The organism is Dyella sp. S184 (genome assembly GCF_009766065.1).
Lineage (GTDB): Bacteria > Pseudomonadota > Gammaproteobacteria > Xanthomonadales > Rhodanobacteraceae > Rhodanobacter.
The window spans coordinates 335,524-353,431 of the sequence record NZ_LMUE01000003.1 but is presented as its reverse complement, the minus strand read 5'-3'; the positions used below and the strand labels follow the sequence as shown (position 1 = coordinate 353,431).

Annotated in this window: 16 protein-coding genes; 6 read left to right on the top strand and 10 right to left on the bottom strand. The window is 63.4% G+C overall.

What is annotated here, in order from left to right; genetic code table 11:
• The 3 genes from sufC (at window position 1) to GSQ75_RS09140 (ending at window position 3,382) form a co-directional block, all read left to right on the top strand.
• Complete coding sequence (gene sufC / locus GSQ75_RS09150; protein WP_158754248.1) at window positions 1-753, top strand: Fe-S cluster assembly ATPase SufC; 753 nt, start codon at window positions 1-3, stop codon at window positions 751-753.
• Window positions 750-2,054 (top strand): Fe-S cluster assembly protein SufD, encoded by a 1,305-nt coding sequence (gene sufD, locus GSQ75_RS09145; protein ID WP_158754246.1) that lies wholly within the window; start codon window positions 750-752, stop codon window positions 2,052-2,054. The genes sufC and sufD overlap by 4 nt, the downstream gene beginning before the upstream one ends.
• 80 nt (window positions 2,055-2,134) lie before the next feature.
• Window positions 2,135-3,382, top strand: a complete 1,248-nt coding sequence (locus GSQ75_RS09140; RefSeq protein WP_158754545.1) for a cysteine desulfurase — start codon at window positions 2,135-2,137, stop codon at window positions 3,380-3,382.
• 37 nt (window positions 3,383-3,419) lie between these two features.
• On the opposite strand, the gene GSQ75_RS09135 is transcribed toward GSQ75_RS09140, so the two are convergent.
• The 7 genes from GSQ75_RS09135 to GSQ75_RS09105 all read right to left on the bottom strand — a co-directional run bounded on the left by GSQ75_RS09135 (window position 3,420) and on the right by GSQ75_RS09105 (window position 12,454).
• Complete coding sequence (locus GSQ75_RS09135) at window positions 3,420-4,148, bottom strand: UDP-2,3-diacylglucosamine diphosphatase (protein WP_158754244.1); 729 nt, start codon at window positions 4,146-4,148, stop codon at window positions 3,420-3,422.
• 8 nt (window positions 4,149-4,156) lie between these two features.
• On the bottom strand, window positions 4,157-4,825 hold the full coding sequence (locus tag GSQ75_RS09130) for a peptidylprolyl isomerase (protein WP_158754242.1): 669 nt from the start codon (window positions 4,823-4,825) through the stop codon (window positions 4,157-4,159).
• 75 nt (window positions 4,826-4,900) lie between these two features.
• Window positions 4,901-6,418, bottom strand: a complete 1,518-nt coding sequence (locus GSQ75_RS09125) for a Ppx/GppA phosphatase family protein (RefSeq protein ID WP_158754240.1) — start codon at window positions 6,416-6,418, stop codon at window positions 4,901-4,903.
• A 67-nt stretch (window positions 6,419-6,485) separates the two neighbouring features.
• Window positions 6,486-8,579, bottom strand: a complete 2,094-nt coding sequence (gene ppk1, locus GSQ75_RS09120) for a polyphosphate kinase 1 (protein WP_158754239.1) — start codon at window positions 8,577-8,579, stop codon at window positions 6,486-6,488.
• A gap of 45 nt (window positions 8,580-8,624) precedes the next feature.
• Window positions 8,625-9,719: a phosphate regulon sensor histidine kinase PhoR gene (gene phoR / locus GSQ75_RS09115; protein WP_254058522.1), complete on the bottom strand. Its 1,095-nt coding sequence runs from the start codon at window positions 9,717-9,719 to the stop codon at window positions 8,625-8,627.
• Between the two features lie 256 nt (window positions 9,720-9,975).
• Window positions 9,976-10,665: a phosphate regulon transcriptional regulator PhoB gene (gene phoB, locus GSQ75_RS09110; protein WP_158754237.1), complete on the bottom strand. Its 690-nt coding sequence runs from the start codon at window positions 10,663-10,665 to the stop codon at window positions 9,976-9,978.
• 82 nt (window positions 10,666-10,747) lie between these two features.
• Window positions 10,748-12,454: a M48 family metalloprotease gene (locus GSQ75_RS09105; RefSeq protein ID WP_158754236.1), complete on the bottom strand. Its 1,707-nt coding sequence runs from the start codon at window positions 12,452-12,454 to the stop codon at window positions 10,748-10,750.
• A gap of 137 nt (window positions 12,455-12,591) precedes the next feature.
• Between GSQ75_RS09105 and grxC the strand changes: the two genes are divergently transcribed.
• From grxC to GSQ75_RS09090, 3 genes are all read left to right on the top strand, one after another.
• Entirely contained in the window at window positions 12,592-12,855 is a 264-nt protein-coding gene (gene grxC / locus GSQ75_RS09100) for a glutaredoxin 3 (RefSeq protein WP_158754235.1), read from the top strand.
• Window positions 12,852-13,232: a carboxymuconolactone decarboxylase family protein gene (locus GSQ75_RS09095; protein ID WP_158754234.1), complete on the top strand. Its 381-nt coding sequence runs from the start codon at window positions 12,852-12,854 to the stop codon at window positions 13,230-13,232. Before grxC ends, GSQ75_RS09095 begins: the two co-directional genes overlap by 4 nt.
• A 227-nt stretch (window positions 13,233-13,459) precedes the next feature.
• Window positions 13,460-14,473: an isocitrate dehydrogenase gene (locus GSQ75_RS09090; protein WP_158754233.1), complete on the top strand. Its 1,014-nt coding sequence runs from the start codon at window positions 13,460-13,462 to the stop codon at window positions 14,471-14,473.
• An 81-nt stretch (window positions 14,474-14,554) separates the two neighbouring features.
• Here GSQ75_RS09090 and GSQ75_RS09085 read toward each other — a convergent pair whose 3' ends face one another.
• The 3 genes from GSQ75_RS09085 to GSQ75_RS09075 form a co-directional block, all read right to left on the bottom strand.
• A complete protein-coding gene (locus tag GSQ75_RS09085) occupies window positions 14,555-15,511 on the bottom strand; it encodes an aspartyl/asparaginyl beta-hydroxylase domain-containing protein (RefSeq protein WP_158754232.1) in 957 nt (318 codons plus the stop codon).
• A gap of 95 nt (window positions 15,512-15,606) precedes the next feature.
• The gene (thiD, locus tag GSQ75_RS09080) at window positions 15,607-16,392 is read right to left on the bottom strand and encodes a bifunctional hydroxymethylpyrimidine kinase/phosphomethylpyrimidine kinase (RefSeq protein WP_158754231.1); all 786 of its coding nucleotides are present in this window, start codon (window positions 16,390-16,392) and stop codon (window positions 15,607-15,609) included.
• Between the two features lie 10 nt (window positions 16,393-16,402).
• On the bottom strand, window positions 16,403-17,785 hold the full coding sequence (locus tag GSQ75_RS09075; protein ID WP_158754230.1) for a PhoH family protein: 1,383 nt from the start codon (window positions 17,783-17,785) through the stop codon (window positions 16,403-16,405).
• Window positions 17,786-17,908 lie beyond the last annotated feature (123 nt).

Below are 17,908 nucleotides of genomic sequence, written 5' to 3'. Positions count from 1 at the left end.
ATGCTGAAGATCGAAAATCTGCACGCCCGTGTCGAGGGCAAGGAAATCCTCAAGGGGCTCAGCCTCACCGTGAATGCGGGCGAGGTGCACGCCATCATGGGACCGAACGGTGCCGGCAAGTCGACGCTGGGCAACGTGTTGTCCGGCCGCGATGGCTATGAGGTGACCGCTGGCAGCGTGATTTACAACGGCATCGACTTGCTGGCACTGGAGCCGGAAGCGCGAGCCGCCGCCGGCGTGTTCCTGGCGTTCCAGTACCCGGTCGAGATTCCCGGCGTCAACAACACCTACTTCCTGCGCGCAGCCTTCAATGCGCAGCGCAAGGCGCGTGGTGAAAAGGAATTCGATTCCATGCAGTTCCTCAAGCTGGTGCGCGAGAAGCTGAAGGTGATGCAGATTTCCGACGAGCTGCTGCATCGCGCAGTCAACGAAGGCTTCTCCGGCGGTGAAAAGAAGCGCAACGAGATCTTCCAGATGGCGGTATTGGAACCGCAGCTGGCGATCCTCGATGAGACCGATTCAGGCCTCGACATCGACGCGTTGAAACAGGTCGCGCAGGGCGTCAACACGCTGCGTTCGCCCGATCGCGCGTTCCTGATGATCACCCATTACCAGCGCCTGCTCGATTACGTGGTGCCGGATTTCGTGCATGTGCTGGCCGACGGCCGCATCGTCGAAAGCGGCGACAAGTCGCTGGCGCTGAAGCTGGAAGAGCATGGTTATGCTGGCATCGGCGAGGGAGCCGCGGCATGAGCCAGCTGGCTCCCTTGCCGTTGGTTGCGTCCCTGCTCAATGCACCGCTGCCAGACAGCGGGATCACCTGGCTGGATGCGGCGCGACGTGAAAACCGTGAGGCTTTTGCTGCTGGCGGCTTGCCCGATACGCGGGTCGAGGCGTGGAAATACACCGCGTTGCGCGCGCTGGCTCAACGCAGCTTTGCCAGTGGCGATGCCAATGCACAAACGCGTGCGGTGGACCCATCGATCCTGGCGTTGCCCGGTGTCGATGGGCCGCGACTGGTGTTCGTCAACGGCGTATTTCGTGCCGACTTGTCGGCGCTCGACAGCGTGCCTGCCGGACTCACCCTGCAGCCGTTGTCGCAGGCACTGCAAGGCGATCCAGAGCCGCTGCGTTTCGCCTTGTCACGACATTACCGCGAGACAGGTGATGCGTTTGCGCGGATCAATGCCGCCAGTGCGGATGATGGTGTGGTGCTGCGCGTAGACGCCAACGTGAAAGTCGTCACACCGGTGCAGCTGCTCTTTGTGGGCGCTGCTGCCGAAGTTGATCTGGCCTGGCATGCACGCAACGTGATCGAGTTGGGTGAAGGCGCCGAGCTGACCCTGGTCGAGCAACACGTGGGCAGTGGCGAGCAGGTGCATCTGGCCACCTTGGTCAGCGACATCGAACTGCGCGAAGGCGCTCGTTTGCATCACATCGTGCTGCAGAATGCCGCCATCGGCGCCAACCTGATTCGCCGCAGCGGCCTGCGGCTGCATGCGCGGGCGCAGGCGACGCTGCATGTACTGGAACTGGGTGGTGCCTTGGTGCGCCACGATCTACAAGCCGAACTGATCGGCGATGGTGCGCAGCTGGATACTCGCGGCGTGTTCATGCCGCACGGTCGCCAGCATATCGACACGCAACTGGCGATCCGCCATCAGGCGTTGAACACCACATCCTCATCGAACTGGCGCGGTGTGGCCAATGACCGTGCGCGTGGCGTGTTCCGCGGCGCCATCGTGGTGGCGCCCGGCGCCGACGGCAGCGACGCCAGCCTCAGCAACAAGAACCTGTTGCTGTCGCCCAGTGCCGAGATCGACACCAAGCCGGAGCTGGAAATTCATGCTGACGAGGTGAAGGCCGCGCATGGCGCCACCGTCGGTCAGCTCGACGAGCGCTCGCTGTTCTACCTGCGCTCGCGTGGTATTCCCCAGGCCGAAGCACGTGCATTGCTGACCGCCGCGTTCTGTCGCGCGGTACTGGATGATCTGCCGAACGAGGCGCTGCGTGAACATCTGTCGGCCATGCTGGTCGCGCAATTGCCTGGCTGATCTTTCCCCCTCCCATGCAACCGGACCGAGTCCCTTTCGGGACAAGCTTAGGAAGGGAACCAGATACGGAATCGTCGATGATGATCGAATCACAATCCATCCCCACCACTGTCTTCGATGTCCAGCGCATTCGCGAAGATTTTCCGCTGCTGTCGCGTACCGTGCACGGCAAGCCATTGGTGTATTTCGACAATGCCAACACCAGCCAGAAGCCGGCGTCGGTGATCGAAGCGGTAAACACGCACTACCGCGAGCACAACGCGAATGTGGCGCGTGCGGTCCACCAGCTCGGTGAGGAGGCCACCGCCGCCTACGAAGGCGCGCGCGACAAGCTGGCGCGCTTCATCAACGCACCGTCGCGCAACGAACTGATCCTTACTTCCGGCACCACCCAGTCGATCAACCTGGTTGCGTACAGCTACGCGCTGCCGCGGCTGCAGCCTGGCGACGCGATCCTAACCACGGTGATGGAGCACCACGCGAACATCGTGCCCTGGCAGCTCGTTGCCGCGCGTAGCGGCGCCACAGTCAAGGCGGCGCCGATCAACGAGCGCGGTGAGCTGATCGTCGAGAAATACATCGAGATGCTGACGCCGGAAGTGAAGCTGGCTTGCGTCACCCATGTCTCCAACGTGCTTGGCACGGTCAATCCGGTGCGTGAGATCGCGCGCGAATGCAAAAAGCGCGACATCGCGCTGCTGGTCGACGGCTCCCAGGCGGTACCGCATCGGCCGGTCGATGTGCAGGCGCTGGGTTGCGATTTCTACGCGCTCACTGGTCACAAGATGCTGGCGCCCACCGGTACCGGTGCCTTGTGGGCCAGGCGCGAACACCTCGAGGCGATGCCGCCGTTCTTCGGTGGCGGCGAGATGATCCGTGAAGTGCGTTTCAGCGGTACCACGTTCGCCGCGCCACCACACAAGTTCGAGGCGGGTACGCCGAACATCGCAGGCTTCGTGGGATTGAGCGCGGCGATCGATTACTACCAGTCGGTGGGTTTCGATGCGATCCATGCGTGGGAGCAGCAGCTGCTCAGTTATGCCACCGAACGCTTGCGCGAGATTTCTGGTTTGCGCCTCTTCGGTGAGGCGAAGGAAAAGGAGCCGGTGATCTCGTTCCTGCTCGATGATGCCCAGGCCACCGACATGGCGACCCTGCTCGACCTGCAGGGTGTCGCCGTGCGCTCCGGTCACCACTGCGCACACCCGCTGATGCAGTTCTACGGCGTGCCGGCCACGCTGCGTGCCTCGTTGGCGTTCTACAACACGCGTGAGGAGATCGACGCATTCATCGTCGCCCTGCTCAAGGTGCGCAAGCTGTTGATGTGAAGTTGGCGCCTGCTACCGGTCTGGCGGCGTACTTTCTTCAGGCGATTGCGAGTCCGCGCAGATCCAGATCGTCTGGCGTCACCCGCAAGACCGAGCCGTGCTCGTACCAGTCGCCAAGCACGATGCGCTCGGCGGCCGTGCCATCGAGTTCGAATGCATGCACTGCTGGTCGATGCGTGTGCCCGTGGACCAGTCGCGTCACTCCTGCTTTGCGCATGGAGTCGGCTACGGCCACGGCATTCACATCCATGATGCTTTCCATCGCACTGCCAGTATGTTTGCGGCTGTCCGCGCGTGCCTGGGCGGCGATGGCGCGGCGCGCTTCCAGCGGCATCGACAGGATATGCGCCTGCCACTGCGGCGTGCGCACCTGCTGGCGCACGGCTTGGTAGGCGATGTCGTCGGTACACAGCACGTCGCCGTGCATCAACAGGGTGGGACGGCCCTGGATCTCGTGCACGGTGCCGTCGTCGAGCAGGGTCATGCCGGCACGCTGGGCGAACGCCTCGCCAAGCAGGAAGTCGCGGTTGCCAACCATGAAGTACACCGGCACGCCGGCATCGCTTACGGCACGGATGGCATGCGCGATGCGCTGCGGCAGTTCGGCGTCATCGTCGTCGCCGATCCAGGCTTCGACCAGGTCACCGAGGATGTACAGCGCGTCGGCGTGGCGAACCTCATCGCTCGCCAGATAGTTTTCGAACAGCGTAGTGATCTGCGGCCGGGCAGCGTCAAGGTGCAGGTCGGAGATGAACAGCGTTGCCATGGTGATGATCAACCCTTGTTGGCGGGTTTCCGACTGGGCTTGGCCGCCGGCTTGGTGGTGGCCGCCGGTGCGGGAGTTCCTTCACCGACGACATATGCGCTTTCGATCAGCACCAGCGGATTCGGCACGTCACTCGCAAACGGGCCAAGCGCATGGGTGGGCAGCACGGCGATCTTGTCGACCACGTCCATGCCCTTGGTCACCTTGCCAAACACGGCATAGCCCCAGGTCAGGCCGCTCTGGTTGCCGACGAAGTCCAGCCGGCGGTTGTCGACCAAGTTGAAGAAGAACTGCGAGGTACCGGAGCTCGGATCGGCGCCGCGTGCAACCGCCACCGTGCCGCGGAGGTTCGACAAGCCGTTGTCGGCTTCGTTGGCGATGGCCGGGCGCGTGCGCTTGGGCTGCAGGTCGCGTGTATACAGGCCGCCCTGCAGCAAGTAACCGGGGATGGCCCGATTCATCAAGGTGCCGTTGTAAAAGCCATCGCGCACGTATTGCAGGAAATTGGCCACGCTCTTCGGCGCCTTGTCCGGATACAGCTCCAGCGTGATGTCACCCTGCGAGGTATGCAGCAGCACCTGCGGCGATACCGATGTGACTGCTGCCGGCTTGGCAGTTTGTGCCGCCAGGGTCAGCGGCAGGATCAGGAGCAGGGAAGCGAGCAGGGATTTGATCATGGGCATCAGCAGTCTGGGCGTCCGCACATGATACGCGGCTGTGGCATGGCGTGGCTCAGACGCACGAAGCCTCGATCAGCTGGCAGATAGCTCCAGTCGCAGTCCCAGTTCCGCCATTGGCGCCTGCTCCTGCTGCAGGTCAGCTTCGCTGAGCGGATGCTGTTCGAGCCAGGCGATCGGCAGGCTTAGCCGCAGGGACTTGCTGTTGGCGGCAAGCCGCATCGGCGGCAGCGACTCGGCCCGGCGGGCGCGACGGAATAGCACTGCCACGCGCAGCAGCGCGGTGGTGTAGCGCGCCAGCTGGCGATAGCGCTGCGGTAGGGCCATGATCACTGCCCGATCCGGCTTGCGCCGATGCATCTCGACCACGGCCGCCAGCAGTTGCTGCTCCTGCCGCGAGAAGCCGGCCAGATCGGCGTGGCGCAGGATGTAGGCGCCGTGGTGGTGGTGCTGGCTGTGTGCGATGGCCAGGCCGATTTCATGCACCCGTGACGCCCACGAAAGCCACTCGCGCGCATCCGCGTCGAGCTTCCATGAGCGGGCAATCTGGTCGAAAAACATCAGCGCGGTCGACTCGACCCGGCGTGCCTGCGCGCGATCCACCCCGTAGCGGGTGGCCAACGCATCGATGCTGGCGGTGCGCGGATCGCTGCCGCCGGCGCGGCCGAGCAGGTCCCACAACAGCCCTTCGCGCATCGAGCTTTCGCATACGCGCATCCGCTCGATACCGAGCGCAGCGAAGGCGGCTTCGAAGATCACCACGCCACCGGCGATCACCTGCGCGCGCTCCTCAGCCAGGCCCGGCAGCTTAAGCGTATCGGTCTGGCCGTGTTCGATCAGCACGTCGCGCAGCGAGGCGAGTGATGCCGGAGTGATACCGTCGTCGGAAAATTTCATCGCCTGCACCACCGAGCCGATTGACTTGGCGGTGCCTGACGAACCGTAGGCATCCTGCCAGCCCGATTCGCGGTAGTCCTCGGCAAACTGCTGCAGCAGCACGCCGATCTCGCTGCGCGCACGCTGCCAGCGCTTGCGGTTGAGCTTGCCGCCGGGGAAGAAGCGCATGGTTGAGGCGATGCAGCCGGCCTGCACGCTCTCGGTGTGCAGCGGTGCCAGTCCACGGCCGATGATGAATTCGGTACTGCCGCCGCCAACGTCGATCACCAGTCGGGGTTCGCGCGAGGCGGCCAGGTCATGTGCCGCGCCGAGAAAGATCAGGCGACCTTCCTCGCGGCCGGAAACGACTTCGATCGGATGGCCGAGCGCGGTCTCGGCGGCGGTCAGGAATGCTTGCGGCGAGGCCAGCCGGCGCACCGTGTTGGTGGCCACTGCACGGACCCGGATCGATGGCAGGCCGGCAATGCGCTGGCCGAAGCGTGCCAGGCAATTCAGTGCGCGGGCGCGCCGCTCGGCATCCAGCGTGCCGTCGGCGCGCAGGCCAGCGGCCATCCGCACGGTATCGCGCAGGCGGTCGATCACCCGCGGTTCGCCGTGTTCCATGCGTGCTACCACCATGTGGTAGCTGTTCGAGCCCATGTCCACGGCGGCGATCAGTTCACCATCGCGAATCGGTGTGTGTTCGGCTGGACTCACGCCAAGACTCCCGCGACGACGAAGCGTGGATTCTCGCATGGACGCTTGGGACGGATACGAAAGCAGTTCATGGGCAGAATCGCTCGAGCAGGCTCAGCTGTGCGCTATAGGGCGGGTTTTCGCCGGGCTCGGCGCGTACATAGCGACCGTCGCTACCGAGCAGCCATGCCTGGGTATTGTCGGCCAGCCCGTTGGCGAGAGTCTCCTCGAACACGCGCGCGGCCAGCTCGGGATCGAGAATCGGGAAGGCCACCTCGATCCGCCGCATCAGGTTGCGCTCCATCCAGTCCGCGCTGGCGCAATAGATTTCTGCCTCGCCGTTGTTGGCGAACCAGTACACCCGGCTGTGCTCGAGGAAACGCCCGACGATCGAGCGCACGCGAATGCGTTCGGAAATGCCGGGCAGGCCGGGCCGCAGGGTGCAGGCGCCGCGCACGATCAGGTCGATCTCCACACCTGCCTGCGAAGCACGGTAAAGCGCCTCGATCACATGTGCCTCGTTCAGTGCATTGAGCTTGGCGACGATGCGTGCCGGGCGTCCAGCCTGTGCATGCACGGTTTCGCGCTCAATCTTCGCCATCACGCTGGTGTACAGCGTGAACGGTGAGTGCAACAGGCGCTTCAGTTCGATCATCGGTCCCAGCCCCGAGAGCTGCTGGAACACCTTGTGCAGATCCTCGCCAATCTCGGCATTCGCGGTCATCAGGCCAATGTCAGTATAGGTGCGGCTGTTGATCTGGTGGTAATTGCCGGTGGACAGGTGCACGTAACGACGGAGCACGCCGTCCTCACGCCGCACGATCAGCAGCATCTTGGCGTGGGTCTTGAAGCCGACTACGCCGTACACCACCTGTACGCCGGCTTCCTGCAGCCGGGTCGCCAGGCGGATGTTGGCTTCTTCATCGAAACGCGCGCGTAGCTCGATCACCACGGTAATGTCCTTGCCGTTCCTCGCGGCCTCCACCAGCAGGTCGACCAGTGGCGTGTCTTCGCCTGCGCGATAAAGCGTCTGCTTGATCGCCAGTACCTGCGGATCGGCGGTGGCCTGGCGCAACAGGTCGATCACCGCGGCAAAGCTCTGATATGGATGATGCAGCAGCACGTCGCGCTGGCTGATCAGATCGAACTTGTTCTTCGCGTTTTCGAGCACGGCCGGCAGCTGCGGATTGAAACGCGGGAACTTCAGTTCCGGCCGATCCAGCCAGTCGTAGAGCAGGCCGACACGGATGATGTTGACCGGACCGTCGCAGCGGTAGACGTCGGACTCCTCGAGCTGGAAGTTCTGGATCAGCATCGCGGTGATCGCCTTCGGGCAATCGTTGGCGATCTCCAGTCGCACCGGACGCGCATAGCCGCGACCGATCAGCTCTTCGCTGAGTGCGAGGGCGAGGTTCTGTACCTCGGCTTCTTCGACGATCAACTCGCTGTTGCGAGTGACCCGGAACTGGTACGAGCCAACCACCTTGAAACCGGGAAACATCAGATCGACGAAGGCCTGCAGCAGCTCGGCGAGGAACACGAAATGCTCGCCTGGACCACTGACCTCGGCGGGTACGCGGATGATCCGTGGCAGCGAGCGTGGAGCGCGTACCAGTGCCATGTGGCCTTCGTGGCCGAATGCGTCGCGGCCTTTCAGTACCACGGCGATGTTCAGCGTCTTGTTGAGGATGCGCGGGAATGGATGTGCCGGATCCAGCCCTAGCGGCGACAGCACCGGCAGCACCTCATGCTCGAAATAACCCTGCAGCCAGCGCCGCTGGCGCGCACTCCAGTGCTTGCGGGTGAGGATGTGGATCTGCGCGGCATCCATCTGCGGCCGGAGCTGCTCCTGCCACGTTGCGTATTGCTCAGTGACCAGATCCAGCACGCGAGTGCGGATGCGCGCCAGCAGCTCGCTGGAGGAAAGGCCGTCCGGCCCTGGCGCGGCTGAGCCGAAGGTGTGGTGGTGCTTGAGCATCGCCACTCGCACCTCGAAGAATTCGTCGAGGTTGTTCGCCACGATGCTCAGGTAGCGCACCCGCTCCAGCAGCGGCACCTTGGGATCGCGAGCCAGCGCCAGTACGCGGAAATTGAATTCGAGCGCAGCCAGTTCGCGGCTGAAATATAGGCCGGGGGCGCTCAAGTCGGGTTCGCTGGATGGGGCAGGGGATGGATGAGGCATGCTTCATTCTGGCCCATGGCGCAGGCCAAGGAAACGCTACGATATTCAGCCTTCGTCGCGGCCACCGGGTACCAGCACGCGCGCATGTCCGAAATGGCAGGCGAAGGTCGAGCCTGCGCCAGGCGTACTCTCGACCCGCAGCTGCGCCTGGTGCAGGTTCAGCACATGCTTGACGATGGACAGGCCCAGCCCGGTGCCGCCGCTGTCGCGCGAGCGGCTGGAGGAGACCCGGTAGAAGCGCTCGGTGAGCCTAGCCAGATGCGAAGCCGGAATGCCGAAGCCGGTGTCGCTGACCGAGTACACCGCACCGTCAGGCGTGCGCTGCCAGCGGATCACGATGCTGCCGCCGGTCGGCGTGTAGCGCACCGCGTTGCTGACCAGATTCGACAATGCACTGTGCAGATCTTTCGGTGAACCGAGCAGATCCGCCTCGGCAGTGGATTCGAGCGTGATCTGATGACGGCCCTGGCTGAGCGCTTCGGCTTCCTTGCGCACGGTGGCAAGCAAGGGCGCCATCGGCACTCGTTCATCGACGATCTGGTGCTGCGTTTCCAGCCGCGACAGGGCCAGCAGGTCTTCGACGATCTGTCCCATCCGTTTTGACTGCGCGCGCATCTCGCCGAGCACCGGGGCCAGCTCGGGAACGTCTTCCGGGTCGATCAGTTCGAGGTAGCCGTGGATGACCGTCAGCGGCGTGCGCAGCTCATGCGAGACATTGGCGACGAAATCACGCCGCACTTGTTCGAGCCGGTTCAGATGGCTGATGTCGCGTGCCAGCAGCAATTGCTGGCGGCGTCCAAACGGGAGCATGCTGACGTTGATCTGGCTGTCTGGATGGCCTGGTGCGGCCACATCGTTGAGCGGCTCCGCGGTCCCATCGCGCAACCAGTCGGACAGGTCCGATGTCGCCAGCCGCTGCTGCAGCAGCACGCCACGATCCTTTGGCCGGCGCAGCCCGAGCAGATCTTCGGCGGCGTGATTGAACCAGCGGACATGCTGTTCCTGGTCGAGCAGCACGACCGCATCCGGCAACTGGCTGGCGGCGTTGCGCAAATCGCGCAGACTGGAGGCAATACGGCGGGAACGCGTCATGAAACGGTCATGCTGGAGAGGGCTGGCTGAAGCCGGTACCGCCATCATGGGCTGCGTTTGATGACGGATTCGGGTCAGTAGCAAGACGACTTCCACCACAGCGACCAGGGCGACTCCGCTGGCGAGGTGTCCATGCACAAGCCAGCCCAGCAGGCCGCCGGCAAGCAGGGCGGCCGCGCAGGCGGCAGGTAATTTCCATGGGAATGTTGCAGATTGGGCCATGCGGGCGAAGTGCCGGTGGGCTCAAGGTGGCGGGAAGCCAGCATCGACAAAAGTCGAACGCACTGCAAGCCCGTTGCGTGAATCAGGCACTCAGCGAAAAACGATAACCGGTACCGCGCACGGTCTGCACCATGTCGTCGAGCTTCCACGGTTCCAGCGTCTTGCGCAGGCGGCGGATATGCACGTCGACCGTGCGCTCTTCCACGTAGACGCTGCCACCCCACACATGATCCAGCAGTTGTGTGCGCGAATAGACCCGTTCGGGGTGGGTCATGAAGAAGTACAGCAGCCGATATTCGGTCGGGCCGATCGGCACCGCGTCGTCACCGGCAAATACCCGGTGCGCCGGGCCGTCGATGCGCAGGTTGCCCAGCTCGACCATGCCGGAACCGTCGTCGCCCTGACTGCGCCGCAGCACGGCCTTGATCCGCGCGATCAGTTCGCGGGTGGAAAAGGGTTTCACCACGTAATCGTCGACGCCGGCTTCCAGGCCGTTGACGCGATCCATCTCCTCACCGCGCGCGGTGAGCATGATGATCGGGATCTCGCGGCTCAGCTCCTCCTTGCGCAGGCGCCGGGCCAACTCCAGTCCACTGGTGCCTGGCAGCATCCAGTCGAGCAGGATCAGGTCGGGGACCTGCTCGGCGATCGCCAGCTGGGCGGCACGGGCGTCGGCAGCCTGCATCGCGTCCATACCGGCCTTGCGCAGGGCAAACGCGATCATTTCGCGTATCGATACTTCGTCTTCTACGATCAGGATGCGTTTGTGCACGCCGTGGTCTGCCGGTGGCTTATGACGGAGATATTGCAGCTGATCAATGTTACGTGTCGATGACATCCATGCTGGCAGGATGTCACGGAAACGATGGTTTGGCACCAGCCGGATCAGCGCCGAGGCCGAAACAGAGCCGTCCAGTGCACGAGTCCTGCTGCTGCCACTGTTGCTGCTGGCCGTTCGGGTTGTCGTCGGTCCTGATCCTGCGCTTGTTCAGCTCCAGCACCAGTGGAGTCAGTTCGGCGATGCGCGCCTGGATGCGCACCCGCGCGTAGTAATCCAGATCGTCACGCTTGAGCAGCCGCTTGAGTTGCTCCATCGCATCGAACGGCCGGCCGGAGTAGTAGCTGGCGTCAGCAAACGCCTCGCCGGCGCGGATCTTGTCGCCCGCCTTGTCGCTGGCGCGGGCATAGGCGCTGTAGATTTCCGGTTCGCTGGCGTTGTCCAGCAAGGGGCGCAGCAGCTCTGCTGCCTGCCTGGCATGGGCCGCATCACCGCCATCGGTGAGTGCCTTGGCATAGGCCAGTGCCACCGCACGATTGCGTGGTGACTGCGCATTGAGATTGCTGTAGATGTCCAGAGCGGCGGCGCGTTGGCCCGCCTGCAGGCGGGCATCGGCGAGCGCCAGTCGCAGGATCAGGTTGTCCGGGTATGTCTTCAGCAGCGGTTCCAGCTGGTCGATCGCCTGTGCGCCGAGGCCGCTGCGGGTGAGCGCCAGTGCGTAGCCGTAATGATTCGGCGCGGTGTCGAAGCCATGCAGCTTTTGCAGGCTGGACGCGTAATAAATCACCTGTTTCGGGGCGTCGTCGGACAACACGCGGACTCGCTCACGCATCAGCGCCCAGGTATCCAGGCGGTCGCCGCTTGGCGCAGGGCGCATCAATGCCGTGGGGTCCTTCACGAACGCAATCGGGGCAGTGCTTTTTTCCCACGCCTGCTTGTCCACGATGCTGCCGGACGGGCGCAGTTTCTGTGCCGCGATCAAGGCTCCGGCGCGTGCCTTGGCATCGCTGATGCGTTCGGTCGTGACCGGATGATCCTGCAGGAATGCCGGCACGTTCAGGCCGCCGGCATCGGCGCTCATGACATCCTGCATATGATCGAAAAAGCCTGCCATCGCGTTCGGGTCGAAACCGGCATTGGCCAGCGTCTGGATGCCGACACGATCGGCTTCGATCTCGTCATGGCGGGTGAAGTTGATCGACTTCTGCGCAAGCAGGCCCTGGCCGCCAGCAAGCACCGCCATCGGCGCGTCACCGCCGCGGCTGCTGGACCCGGCGACAATCGCGCCGAGCAGCACCAACGCCATCAATGGCGTGTCTTTCTTGGAATCCTCGAACGCGCGCTGCAGGTGGTTCTGCGTGATGTGGCCAATTTCGTGGGCGATCACGCTGGCCAGCTCGCTTTCATTGCGGGTGATCGCGATCAGTCCCGAATTCACCGCAATGTAGCCGCCAGGCGCGGCGAACGCATTGATCTCCGGGTCTTTCACGATGAAGAATGCGAAGTGGTCCTTCGGCTTGTCGCAGCTGGCGACCAGCCGGTAACCGAGGTTGTTGATGTAGTCGTCCAGCAGCGGGTCATCCACCACCATGTCCAACGCGCGCATCTGGCGCAGCATGGCATCGCCGTAATCCTGCGCTTCCTGTGGTGAGACCAGCGCGTTCGCGGAACTGCCCAGGTCAGGTAGGCGCACGTCCTGCTGCGCACCGGCAGCACAGGCCAGCCCGGCGGTTATCAAGGCCGTCAGCAGGCGTGGCGCGGGTCGTCGTGGTGTCATGGTCATGGGTAGGCGACAATAGCACTGTGACCGCTGCAGGCGGTGCGGGTTCAGTCCCTGAACGGACCATTGTCGCGGCTTGAGTTGCCGGCCGCTGCCCCCCATTTTGAAGTCGTTCTTTTCTGTTGTCCCGGAGTGTTGCGATGTCGAAGATCGAGGTCTATTCCACTGCGGTATGCCCGTACTGCGTGGCCGCCAAGAACCTGCTCAAGTCCAAGGGGCTGGAATGGAGCGAAGTGCGCATCGATACCGATCCGGCCCAGCGCGATGCCATGCTGGCGCGCAGCGGCGGCCACCGCACGGTGCCGCAGATCTTCGTCAACGACCAGTTCGTGGGTGGCTATGACGACCTGGTGGCAGCTGATCGCAGCGGCAAGTTGGCGCAACTGCTGGAGCAGACCGCATGAGCGACAAGCTTGCCGAATTCACCGCGTTCCGCCAGCGCATGAACGAGCGCATCCTGGCTGAGGACAACCAGGTCGTGCGGCGCTTCTTCGCGCTGGACACGCAGACCTACAAGGCCGGTGCGCTGGATGTGAAGACCAAGGAGATGTTGGGCCTGGTCGCCTCGCTGGTACTTCGCTGCGATGACTGCATCAGCTATCACGTGGCGCAATGCAAGGAAGCCGGCGTCGAGCGCGATGCGTTCTTCGAGGTATTCAGTGTGGGCCTGGTGGTGGGCGGCTCGATCGTGATCCCGCATCTGCGCCGCGCGGTGGATCTGCTCGACCAGCTCGAGTCCGGCAGTGACAGCGATGCGGCCGCTTGCGCCGATCACGCCTGAGCCGACATCCCGGCGGATAACCTTATGATTGCGCCCGCGCATGATCCTCTGCGGGTTTTCGCAATGCTGCATGCGAGTATTTGCAACGCCTTGCGCGGCGGTTGCCCTGTTCGCGCAGCGCGGTATCGGGGATAATTGACCGGTTTCAGCACGTGCCTGCTTTTCCATTCGGCATTCCCCCTCCGCGCGTGCTGCTCGTCAGTTTCCGTTATCTGGAGTTTCCCCCCATGAGCAAGACAATTGCCGTGATCCCCGGCGATGGCATTGGCCCCGAGATCATGACTGCCACGCTGCGCGTGCTCGACGCGCTGGATTGCGGCCTCGGCTATGAGTTTGTCGACGCCGGCATGGTTGCGCTGGACAAGCATGGCGATTTGCTGCCGCAGGCCACGCTGGACAAGATTGCCGAACGCAAGGTGGCGCTGAAAGGTCCGCTGACCACGCCGATCGGCGGTGGTTTCACCTCGATCAACGTGACTCTGCGCCGGCACTTCGACCTGTACGCGAACGTGCGCCCCGCGGTCAGCTTTCCGGGTACGAAGTCGCGCTACGAAAACATCGACATCATCACCGTGCGCGAGAACACCGAGGGCGCCTACCTGTCTGAAGGACAGACGCTGTCCGAGGATGGCGAGACCGCTATCTCGATGATCCGCAACACCCGCAAGGGCAGCGCGCGCATCGTGCGTTACGCGTTCGAGCTGGCGATAAAGAAGGGCCGCAGGAAGATCACCGCTGTGCACAAGGCGAACATCCTGAAGACCAGCTCGGGCCTGTTCCTCAACGTGGCCCGCGAGATCGCCAAGGAATACCCTCAGATCGAGTTCAACGAGATGATCGTGGACAACACCTGCATGCAGCTGGTGATGAAGCCCGAGCAGTTCGACGTGATCGTCACCACCAACCTGTTCGGCGACATCCTGTCCGACTTGTGCGCAGGTCTCGTCGGTGGCCTCGGTCTGGCGCCGGGCGACAACATCGGCACCAACGCGGCGATCTTCGAGGCGGTGCATGGCTCGGCGCCGGATATTGCCGGTAAGGGCATTGCCAATCCGTGTGCGCTGCTGCTGGCTGCGGCCGACATGCTCGACTATCTGGACATGGTGGCCAAGGGCGACCAGCTGCGCCAGGCGATCCGCGCCACCGTGGAACTGGATCACGCGCAGGTCACGCCGGACCTCGGCGGCAAGGGCAGCACTGACAGCTTCGCCGACGCCATCGTCAAGCGCATCAAGGGCTGAGTTCCGGTTTTGATGACAAAAAAATCGCGGCCATGAGCCGCGATCTTTTTGCTGCCTGAGTCTTGCATGACGTCGCTGGACTCAGCGGAAGAACGGCCAGGGTGCCAGGAAGATCAGCCACATCAGCAGCAGGATACCGAGGTACTTGCAGGCCTTGTACAGCTTCCTGTAGCGACTCCGGAACGCTGCCTTGAACTTGTGGCCAGCACCCGGCTTGCGCTGGCTGAGCGCAAACAGGCGATTCACGAAACCGGTTTTCTCTTCCTCGCCTTCGGTGTTCGGTGAAGCCGTGATCTTGCCCATGAACGCACTGACGCGATGATTGATCGCGCTCATCCAGCGTGTACGTAGCGGTCGTTCGATGTCGGCAAACAAGATCACCCGGGTCTGTTCACTGGTGTTTTCGGCCCAGTGCACATAGGTTTCATCAAACACCACGTCCTTGCCGTCACCCCAGGCATGCTCCTCGCCATCGACGAAGATGCGGCAGTTCCGCGAGTTCGGTGTGATCAGGCCAAGGTGGTAGCGCAGCGAGCCGGCAAACGGGTCGCGGTGCGGATTGAGCTTGCTGCCCGGCGGCAGCAGCGCGAACATCGCAGCCTTCACGCTGGGGATCGACTTCAGCAGGGCCACCGTCTGCGGACACAGCGCTTCGGCCGAGGCCAGCGGCTCGCCATACCATTTCAGATAGAAACGCTTCCAGCCCTGCTTGAAGAAACTGTTGAAGCTGGCATCGTTGCTCTTCGCGGCAGCGCGGATATAACCCTCGTCGAACAGATGCGTTGCCTCGTCGCGGATGGCCCGCCAGTTCGCCTGCAGCAGATCCAGTTCAGGGAAGCCGCGACGGTCCAGGATTGGCCGCGCTGGTACCGCCGAGAACGCATACATCAACAGGTTGTACGGCGCGAAGATCGCCGAGTGATCGACCAGCTGGCGATCGAAACGCAGCCGCACGCGTCCGCGCAGGTGCACCAGCAGCACGCACAGCGCGAAGAAGGCGAAGACGGCCAGCAGGACTAGACGTGGGGCAAGGATCATGTCGACAGGTACAACCGTGGCAGAGCAGTCAGAACGTCATTCTACTCGTTTGCCAGCGCCATCACTCCCGGGAAGAGTCGCGTTGATGGTGGCGTTCAGTGTCGCAGCACGTGCGCGGCCCCGCCGCCAGGTCGGTAGCCGCGTTGCAGCGCGCGATGCACATAGGCGACCGCGCGGCGCACGGCTGAACGCGGCGAGCGCCCGCAGGCGAGTTCGGCGGCAATCGCGGACGCCAGCGTGCAGCCGGTGCCATGGCCTTCCAGCGGCAGCCGCGGATGACGCAGTTCCAGCACACCGCGTGCGTCGTAGTAGCGATCGACCACTTCATTGCCTTTGGCGTGGCCACCCTTGAGCAGAACGGCACCGGCACCAAGCATCAGGAGAGCCTCGCCCGCCGCGTCGAACTGCGTGGCGGTTTTGATCGGATGACCAAGCAGAGCCTCGGCTTCGGGCAGGTTCGGAGTGAGCAGGTCGGCCAGCGGGATCAGTTCTTCGGTCAGCGCTTCGAGCGCATCCTCATCCAGCAGGCGTGCGCCACTGGTGGCGATCATCACCGGATCGACCACCAGCCATGTCGGTTTGCGTGCAGCCATCTCATGCGCCACCAACCGGGTGATCGCCGCGCTGCCGAGCATGCCGATCTTCACCGCGGCGATCGGAAAGTCATCGAACAACACCGCGAGCTGACTGCGGATATGCGTGAGCGGCACCGCGTACACCGCGCTGACGCCATGCGTGTTTTGCGAGGTGATGGCCGTGATCACGGAAAGCCCATGCACGCCCCTTGTTTGGAAGGTTTTCAGGTCGGCCTGGATGCCCGCACCACCGCCGGAATCGGAGCCGGCGATGGTAAGGGCGATCGGTGGGTGCATGCGTTGCATCGGAGTGAACCTAGAGCGCCTCCGCCGCGAAATCAGCCAGTCGCGAGCGTTCGCCACGACGCAGCGTGATATGTGCCGAATGCTCCCACTGCTTGAAACGGTCAACCGCGTAGGTGAGGCCGGAGGTGGTTTCGGTGAGGTAGGGCGTGTCGATCTGCTCGACGTTGCCCAGGCAGACGATCTTGGTGCCGGGGCCGGCGCGAGTGATCAGGGTCTTCATCTGCTTCGGGGTGAGGTTCTGCGCTTCGTCGATGATCAGGTAGCGGCTGAGGAAAGTGCGCCCGCGCATGAAATTGAGCGAACGGATCTTGATGCGCGAGGCGAGCAGGTCGTTGGTGGCCTGGCGGCCCCAGCTGCCACCGTCCTCGGGATTGGCGAGCACCTCGAGGTTGTCGGTCAATGCACCCATCCACGGCGTCATCTTCTCTTCCTCGGTGCCGGGCAGGAAGCCGATGTCCTCGCCCACCGAAACGGTGGCGCGGGTCATGATGATCTCGCGGTAACGCTGCTGGTCCATCACCTGCGCCAGGCCGGCCGCCAGTGCCAGCAAGGTCTTGCCGGTGCCGGCGTTGCCGAGCAGGGTGACGAAATCGACGTCCGGATCCATCAGTGCGTTGAGCGCGAAGTTCTGCTCGCGGTTGCGCGCGCCAATGCCCCAGACGTGATGGTTGGCATGCGAATGGTCGTCCAGCAGCACCAGCGTGGCGCTGACATCGTCGATGCGCAGCACGCGCAGTTCCAGGTTGTTCTCGCCGGGGAGGAACAGGCATTCGTTGGGATGCCAGTTTTCTTCCTCATGGCGATCCACCTTGTAGAAGGTGCGCCCGCGTTCGGTCCATGACTGCACTTCCGGATGCTTGTCCCAGAAGTCCTCACTCAACTCGGCGGAACCGGTATAGAGCAGGGAGAAGTCATCGAGCGCGCGATCATTCTCGTAATCCTCGGCGACGATGCCATTGATGCTCGCCTTGATCCGCAGGTTGATGTCCTTGGTGACCAGGATCACTGAGCGATCGGGATTCTGGTCGCGCAGCTCGATCACCGCCGAAAGGATCTGGTTGTCGGCCTTGGTATGGCCATTGCTGCTGGTGCGGTGCTGGAAATACAGCCGGCCCACGGAGCCGCCGCGCTTGAGCTTGATGCCCTGCGGGTTGCTCAGTTCCAGTCCCTCGCTGAGGTCGTGCTGTTTGCCCAGCTCGATCAGTTCGTTGAGGAAGCGGCTGACCTGGCGACCATTGCGCGAGACTTCCGAGGCGCCTTTCTTTTTTTCGTCCAGTTCCTCCAGCACGGTCATCGGGATGAAGACGTCGTGTTCCTCGAAGCGGAACAGCGAGGTCGGGTCATGCAGCAGGACGTTGGTATCGAGAGCGTAGATGCGCTTGCTTCCGGTCATGCGGAAGTGTCCTCGCTGGTGGGGAGATGGAAGAACCACGGTGCACGGCAAACCGCGGGAGAAGGGCGACGCGGAACACCGACTGGTTGCCGGCAAGCGGTGCTGGTGAAGAGCATGAATGGC

Coding starts and splice junctions, on each gene's coding strand:
- grxC (WP_158754235.1), top strand. CDS start 12,592: ATGTCGAAGATCGAGGTCTATTCCACTGCGGTATGCCCGTACTGCGTG.
- ppk1 (WP_158754239.1), bottom strand. CDS start 8,579: ATGCCTCATCCATCCCCTGCCCCATCCAGCGAACCCGACTTGAGCGCC.
- GSQ75_RS09105 (WP_158754236.1), bottom strand. CDS start 12,454: ATGACCATGACACCACGACGACCCGCGCCACGCCTGCTGACGGCCTTG.
- GSQ75_RS09130 (WP_158754242.1), bottom strand. CDS start 4,825: ATGATCAAATCCCTGCTCGCTTCCCTGCTCCTGATCCTGCCGCTGACC.
- thiD (WP_158754231.1), bottom strand. CDS start 16,392: ATGCAACGCATGCACCCACCGATCGCCCTTACCATCGCCGGCTCCGAT.
- GSQ75_RS09140 (WP_158754545.1), top strand. CDS start 2,135: ATGATCGAATCACAATCCATCCCCACCACTGTCTTCGATGTCCAGCGC.
- GSQ75_RS09075 (WP_158754230.1), bottom strand. CDS start 17,785: ATGACCGGAAGCAAGCGCATCTACGCTCTCGATACCAACGTCCTGCTG.
- sufC (WP_158754248.1), top strand. CDS start 1: ATGCTGAAGATCGAAAATCTGCACGCCCGTGTCGAGGGCAAGGAAATC.
- GSQ75_RS09095 (WP_158754234.1), top strand. CDS start 12,852: ATGAGCGACAAGCTTGCCGAATTCACCGCGTTCCGCCAGCGCATGAAC.
- GSQ75_RS09135 (WP_158754244.1), bottom strand. CDS start 4,148: ATGGCAACGCTGTTCATCTCCGACCTGCACCTTGACGCTGCCCGGCCG.
- phoR (WP_254058522.1), bottom strand. CDS start 9,719: ATGATGGCGGTACCGGCTTCAGCCAGCCCTCTCCAGCATGACCGTTTC.
- GSQ75_RS09085 (WP_158754232.1), bottom strand. CDS start 15,511: ATGATCCTTGCCCCACGTCTAGTCCTGCTGGCCGTCTTCGCCTTCTTC.
- sufD (WP_158754246.1), top strand. CDS start 750: ATGAGCCAGCTGGCTCCCTTGCCGTTGGTTGCGTCCCTGCTCAATGCA.
- GSQ75_RS09090 (WP_158754233.1), top strand. CDS start 13,460: ATGAGCAAGACAATTGCCGTGATCCCCGGCGATGGCATTGGCCCCGAG.